The organism is Phyllobacterium sp. P5_D12, from assembly GCF_054049495.1.
In genome coordinates this window covers 1-6,604 of the sequence record NZ_JBFUMG010000235.1, presented here as the reverse complement: position 1 = coordinate 6,604, position 6,604 = coordinate 1, and the positions used below count along the sequence as shown (strand labels likewise).

Here is a 6,604-nt window from a genome sequence, read left to right as displayed (position 1 = left end):
GTCAGGGACAGCTGGCGCACAACCAGTGAAACGGAAGCGCGTAACGTATCGCCGCTCTCCGCATAGGATCCAAGAAAGGCATCTAGTGTTGCCGTGGTCATGGTAGTCCTCCCTGTCCGATTGTCTCCGCATCGGACTTGGGACATGGAACCACGCGGACCACACTTAGTAAAATTTATTATATTTACGTATTCGATAAATTCTATTAACTTGTGGAATGCGCAATTTGAATTTGAAGCAACTGCGGGCGATACAGGCGATCATGCAGCACGGCACGATCGCCGCCGCAGCCAATGCGTTGGGCCTGACGCCTCCGGCGGTAACGATCCAGCTCAAACTTCTTGAAGAAGATGCCAACATCATCCTGTTTGACCGCACGAATGAGGGCCTGCGGCCCACTGCCGCGGGGCTGGCCTTTCTCGATGCTGCGCAAATGGTCGACGAACGATTGCGCCTTCTCGAAGACGAGATCGATGCGATAAAGGGATTGCGCATCGGCAGTCTGACGCTCGGAGTCGTCTCGACGGCAAAGTATTTCGCGCCACAACTGATGGCGATTTTTCGCAAGGAACACCCGGATATCGCCATAAAGCTCGCTATCGGTAACCGTGCCGAGACGATTGCCGGGCTGAAAAGCCATGCGGTCGATCTCGCCTTGATGGGCCGCCCGCCGAAGGACGTGCCTTTACGTTCGGCGGTTTTCGGCGACCATCCGCTGGTGATGATCGCCGCTCCCGATCATCCGCTCGCCAGGTGCCGCGACATCACCAAGGAGCGCATCGCGCAGGAGCATTTCCTCATTCGCGAACCGGGATCCGGCACGCGTATATCGCTGGAGATATTCCTGAGCGAACTGCCGGGCCGGCTTGATGATCTCGGCACGGAAATGTCGTCGAACGAGACGATCAAGCAGGCGGTGATGGCCGGGCTCGGCATCGCTTTCATCTCTGCCCACACGATCGCACTGGAACTCGATGTGGGCAGGCTGGTGATGCTCGACGTGATCGGCATGCCAATCCGCCGCCAGTGGTTTTCCGTCGTGCGTACTGACCGGACCATGTCGCCGGCCATGCGTGCATTCCAGGATTTTCTTAGCCGTAAAGGCGCGCAATGCCTGCCGGCAATCGACCGGCTATACCCGGCAACGGAGAATTAACCCGATTTAGCGAAGCCGATACCGAAGAGAAAACCTTATCAGCGCTTTGAAATGCCCTCCGGAGGTTCTATATTGCAGGTGAAAGCGCGCCTATTCTGGTGCCGGTGAACAGGGGCAATCTCCATGGACTCAATGGCGGGAATTTTTCGCGCGGCGGTGGCCATTGGCTTTGTTTTTGTGCTCGGCACAGAAATTGCCTCGGCACAATCCACCAATTCTGGATGCGCGCTGACGCAAGTCGGTGGGACCGGAAGGCAGATATTGAAATGCCGTGGCGGCCTCACCATTACCGCTGAGCGCGGGGCACGGTACACGTTGTTGGACCGCAGCCGTGACGGTATCGTCGATGCGGTTCGGGCCCGGAGCAAGGCAATATTGCTCGATGCTCCGAAGTCGCCATCCGGGTTCGTCGTCGACACGCCGCAGGCTATCGCAGCGGTCCGGGGTACGAAATGGGCTGTCGATGTCAGCGCGGGCAAGACGGCAGTTTTCGTTGTCAGAGGCGCAGTCAGCGTCAGGCGGCAGGCTGCGCCCGCGGCTGTCGTGCTCGGACCCGGTGAAGGCGTTGATGTCGACGAAAGCAGCAGCCCACTTGTTGTGAAGCGGTGGCCCCAACCTCGCGTCAACGCATTGATGGCGCGTCTCGGTCAATAATCACCCATGTCCAGTCGTGCACGGCAGATACTGGTCGCACTGATCCTTGCGGGCATGTGGGGCGCCGGGCTCGGCCTGATGCACATCAGGGGAAACACCTGGTTTCTGGAACGCGTCGAGGCTACCTTCGCCGATCTGCGCACCAATATCCGCGGCAAAAAGCCGGCACCGGATGCTGTCACAATCATAGCCATTGACGACCCGACAGTGACGCTGGTCGGGAGTTATCCTGTTCCCCGCTCTACGCTCGCTGCTGTCGTCGACGCAATTGCCGAGCTCAAACCAAAAGTCATTGCGCTGGATTTGCTTCTGGTGGATCGCGGTCAGGAAGACGGCGACCGGAAGCTCGCGGCGTCGCTCGGGAAAGCCACGACACTTCTGGCGGGAGCGGCCGTGTTCGCAAGTGGCAGGCAACTGATAGAACCTGCACACGACGACGCACTTGATCGCATTCCGGATGCTGTCAGCTTGTTGCTCCCGCAGCAGGAATTTGCCGATGTCTCGCCGATGGGGATTGTGAACGTCGCAACCGACCAATCCGGAACGCCGCGATTTATCCCGATGCTGTTCAAGAAGGGTGACGAGGTCCAGCCTTCTTTTCCACTGCGTGCAGTTGCGCTTGCCGCCGGAGTCGACCCTGTATTCGAGCCCGGCGGCATCGCGCTGGGTGAACGCCACATCCGCACCGATATCGGCCAATCGTTTCCCCTGACCTTCTATGGCCCGAGGGGTACGATAAAAACCATCAGCGCCACTGCCGTGCTGGATGGTCAGCTTGAGGCCAAGGACGTTACCGGCAAGATTGTTGTGCTGGGGACGACGGTAACCGGCGGCGGCGACGTTTTCCCGACACCATTCGATCAGGTGCTTCCCGGCGTAGAGGTCATCTCAACGGCAATAGCCCAACTTGTAGCGGGCGATGCCACGGTCCGCGATCGTCATATCCGGCTTATCGATGCGGGTTTTGCTATCGGCCTGCCGATCGTTCTCGTGGGACTGCTTGCCTGGCGGCGCAGTATCATTGGCCTAGCCGCAACAGTCGCCGTCGTTAGCGCATGGCTCGTCATCAATATGGTCGCGTTTGCAAACGGCATCTGGCTTAGCGCCACAATTCCTATCGCGGCTGCAGTTCCCCCACTCCTTCTATTCGGAGCAAGCCAGCTTTTGCTCGATCGCCGCCGCGCGCAGCATTTTGCTCGGCAGAGCGCGATGCTGCAAAGCGTGCAGGCGCCGGGACTTGGAAAATGGCTGGCAAGAAACCCCGATTTTCTGGCTGAGCCCGTTCGCCAGGACGCCGCCGTGGTTTTCATCGACCTTTCCGGCTTCACCGGCCTCAGCGAGGTTCTTGGACCTAATGCCACTCGCGAACTGTTGAACGGCTTTTACGAGCTGGTCGATGAGGAAGTCGCGGCCTGTAACGGAACCATTACGAGTTTCATGGGCGACGGCGCGATGATACTTTTCGGCCTGCCGGAACCTGATCCGCAAGATGCGGCCAATGCCACGCTCTGCTGCATAAGGCTGTCCAACAGAACGAAACTATGGCTCGCCTCGCTTCCCGCATCGACCGCATCGCGCATCGGGTTCAAACTGGGTGCACATTTCGGCACAGTGGTTGCTTCGCGGCTCGGCGGCGGCGATCGCCAGCAGATCACCGCGACCGGAGATACGGTCAACGTCGCCAGCCGGCTCATGGAAGTGGCCAAGAAAAACCACGCGGAACTCGCGCTTACGACCGATATCCTGCACATCGCGGGCCCGGACAGCGAGCCGTACAAGACTGGCGTTCTGAGCGGACCGCTCGAAACGGAAATACGCGGACGCTCAGGCTCGGTTACGATCTGGCTGTGGCGCAGCGACGACAAAGTTTGAACGACGATGTAGGATTTCCGCTTGCGCCAACGTCCTTTGGCCGTGTCAATCAAGTGGAGGTTTTCTATGTCCTATGTCGATGGTTTCTTACTTGCCGTTCCTAAAGCGAAGCTGGAAGCCTACAAGGAACTCGCCAGTACGGCGGGAGAGGTCTGGAAAGAGCACGGCGCGCTCGCCTTTGTCGAGTGCGTCGCCGACGATGTGCCCTATGGTGAACTTACTTCCTTCCCGCGCGCTGTGCAGGCAAAAGACGACGAGATCGTCGTCTTTTCCTGGATCGTTTATGAATCGCGCGAAAAGCGTGATGCCATCAATGCCAAGGTGATGGCGGACCCCCGCCTGAAAGGCGACGTGGCCAACATGCCCTTCGACGGCAAGCGTATGATCTTCGGCGGATTTGCGCCTGTCGTGGAGCTGTAGAAGTAACGCTTACCGGATCAAAATCCCAACTCGGCGCCGTGCCGGCGATGACGGCGCGGCGCTGAAACGACAGTAATTTCCGGCGACGTTTCCGATATTCTGTGCACCGATACTTTCGATGAGACGACTACCTGTATTTCTCGTTTATGAAATGCTAGGGTGAGGTTCTACGGATTGCGAGTTCATGTCCACAGCCGATTCCGGCAGGGAGGGGACAATAGAATGKCTGTAGTCTTTATTCTTGCTTTTGTTGCAGTTGCGTCAGTCTTGTTTCATCTTTTGAGTCCCTGGTGGTGGACGCCGATCGCGTCCAATTGGCAATACATCGATAATACAATCATCATTACTTTCTGGATCACCGGTTTCGTGTTCGTCGCGGTGGTATTGTTCGTCGCATATTGCGTCTGGCGCTTCCGCCACAAGCCGGGAAACCGTGCGCATTATGAGCCGGAAAACAGGAAGCTCGAATTCTGGCTCGCCACGGTGACCACCATCGGCGTTGTCGCCATGCTTGCGCCCGGTTTGTTCGTGTGGGACCGTTTCGTCAATGTGCCGAGCGATGCGACCGAAGTTGAAGTCGTGGGCCAACAGTGGCTCTGGAGCTTTCGGTTGCCTGGAGCCAATGGCAAGCTCGGAACGTCGGAAACCAGTGATGTCACTGCGGAAAATCCGCTCGGCGTGAACAAGAACGACAGCGCGGGGCTCGACGACATCATCATTCAGGGCGGCGAACTGCATCTTCCGATAGGAAAGCCTGTAAAGATGGTGCTGCGCTCGATCGATGTCCTGCATGATTTCTACGTGCCGGAATTCCGGGCAAAAATGGACATGGTGCCAGGCATGGTCACCTATTTCTGGATTACTCCGACGCGAACAGGCACGTTCGAAGTCCTTTGTGCCGAGCTTTGTGGCGTCGGGCACCCGCAAATGCGTGGAACGGTGGTGGTCGACAACGAGGCCGACTACCAAACCTGGCTGMAGCAACAGCAGACATTCACACAGATGATGGCAGCATCCGGAGAACCACAGACGGCACAGTGAAAACGGCACCGCTCTTCGGGAGAAAGAGCGAACACAGGGAGGGCAATAGATGGTCAATATTCCATCCAGCATCAACGACCCCATTCCGGCAGCGGAAGTCGAAGATGTGGAGCTTTATCACCCGCATAGCTGGTGGACGACCTACGTCTTCAGCCAGGACGCCAAAGTCATCGCCATCCAGTATTCGTTGACAGCCATTTCGATTGGCCTCGTTGCGCTGGTCCTATCCTGGCTGATGCGGCTGCAACTTGCTTTCCCCGGCGTTTTCACCTTCATCGATGCCGACCGCTACTACCAGTTCATCACCATGCACGGCATGATCATGGTGATTTATCTCCTGACTGCGCTCTTCCTGGGTGGTTTCGGAAATTACCTGATCCCGCTGATGCTCGGAGCACGGGACATGGTGTTCCCGTACGCAAATATGCTGAGCTACTGGATTTACCTTCTTGCCGTGCTTGTTCTTGTCGCGGGCTTCTTCGCACCCGGCGGCCCAACGGGCGCCGGCTGGACGCTTTATCCACCACAAGCGATCCTTTCTGGGACGCCGGGCGGGCAGGATTGGGGCATCATCCTGATGCTGAGTTCGCTGATCCTGTTCATTATCGGCTTCACAATGGGCGGACTGAACTATGTCGTCACAGTCCTGCAAGGGCGCGCGCGCGGTATGACATTGATGCGCATGCCCTTGACGATCTGGGGTATTTTCACCGCGACGGTCATGGCGCTGCTCGCCTTCCCTGCCCTCTTCGTCGCCTCCGTCATGATGCTGTTCGACCGCGTCCTCGGCACGAGCTTCTTCATGCCCGCAATCGTCGAGATGGGCACGCAGCTGCAACATGGCGGCGGCAGTCCGMTSCTKTTCCAGCAYCTGTTCTGGTTCTTCGGCCAYCCSGARGTCTACATCGTCGCCTTGCCTGCCTTTGGTATCGTTTCGGACCTCATCAGTGTTCATGCCCGCAAGAATATCTTCGGGTACCGAATGATGGTCTGGGCGATCGTGATCATCGGTGCACTGAGCTTCGTTGTCTGGGCACACCACATGTATGTCAGCGGCATGAATCCCAACTTCGGGTTCTTCTTCGCCACGACAACCTTGATCATCGCGGTTCCTACCGCCATCAAGGTCTACAACTGGGTGCTCACTCTATGGCGCGGCGATATCCACCTGACGATACCGATGCTGTTCGCGCTCGGCTTTATCGTTACATTCGTCAATGGCGGATTGACGGGACTGTTTCTCGGCAATGTCGTCGTGGACGTTCCGCTGTCGGATACGATGTTCGTCGTTGCGCATTTTCACATGGTGATGGGCGTTGCGCCAATCATGGTGATCTTCGGCGCGATCTACCATTGGTATCCAAAGATCACCGGGCGAATGCTGGATGAAACCATGGGGCGGATTCACTTCTGGGTGACGTTCCTCGGCGCCTATCTGATCTTCTTCCCGATGCACTATCT

6 protein-coding genes are annotated in these 6,604 nt (G+C 57.5%); all 6 read left to right on the top strand.

All coding sequences use genetic code 11. From position 1 onward, the window contains the following. Window positions 1–217 precede the first annotated feature (217 nt). Entirely contained in the window at window positions 218–1,156 is a 939-nt protein-coding gene (locus ACXJ5O_RS15585) for a LysR family transcriptional regulator (protein ID WP_457300680.1), read from the top strand. Between the two features lie 132 nt (window positions 1,157–1,288). Beyond that, complete coding sequence (locus ACXJ5O_RS15580) at window positions 1,289–1,810, top strand: FecR domain-containing protein (protein ID WP_457300681.1); 522 nt, start codon at window positions 1,289–1,291, stop codon at window positions 1,808–1,810. 6 nt (window positions 1,811–1,816) lie between these two features. Further along, window positions 1,817–3,682: a CHASE2 domain-containing protein gene (locus tag ACXJ5O_RS15575; protein ID WP_457300679.1), complete on the top strand. Its 1,866-nt coding sequence runs from the start codon at window positions 1,817–1,819 to the stop codon at window positions 3,680–3,682. A 66-nt stretch (window positions 3,683–3,748) separates the two neighbouring features. Further along, complete coding sequence (locus ACXJ5O_RS15570; protein WP_457300678.1) at window positions 3,749–4,102, top strand: DUF1428 domain-containing protein; 354 nt, start codon at window positions 3,749–3,751, stop codon at window positions 4,100–4,102. 222 nt (window positions 4,103–4,324) lie between these two features. Next, a complete protein-coding gene (locus tag ACXJ5O_RS15565; protein ID WP_457300677.1) occupies window positions 4,325–5,143 on the top strand; it encodes a cytochrome c oxidase subunit II in 819 nt (272 codons plus the stop codon). A gap of 49 nt (window positions 5,144–5,192) precedes the next feature. Then, on the top strand, window positions 5,193–6,604 hold a 1,412-nt coding region (locus ACXJ5O_RS15560), incomplete at its 3' end, for a cbb3-type cytochrome c oxidase subunit I (protein WP_457300676.1).

Coding starts and splice junctions, on each gene's coding strand:
- ACXJ5O_RS15570 (WP_457300678.1), top strand. CDS start 3,749: ATGTCCTATGTCGATGGTTTCTTACTTGCCGTTCCTAAAGCGAAGCTG.
- ACXJ5O_RS15585 (WP_457300680.1), top strand. CDS start 218: ATGCGCAATTTGAATTTGAAGCAACTGCGGGCGATACAGGCGATCATG.
- ACXJ5O_RS15575 (WP_457300679.1), top strand. CDS start 1,817: ATGTCCAGTCGTGCACGGCAGATACTGGTCGCACTGATCCTTGCGGGC.
- ACXJ5O_RS15580 (WP_457300681.1), top strand. CDS start 1,289: ATGGCGGGAATTTTTCGCGCGGCGGTGGCCATTGGCTTTGTTTTTGTG.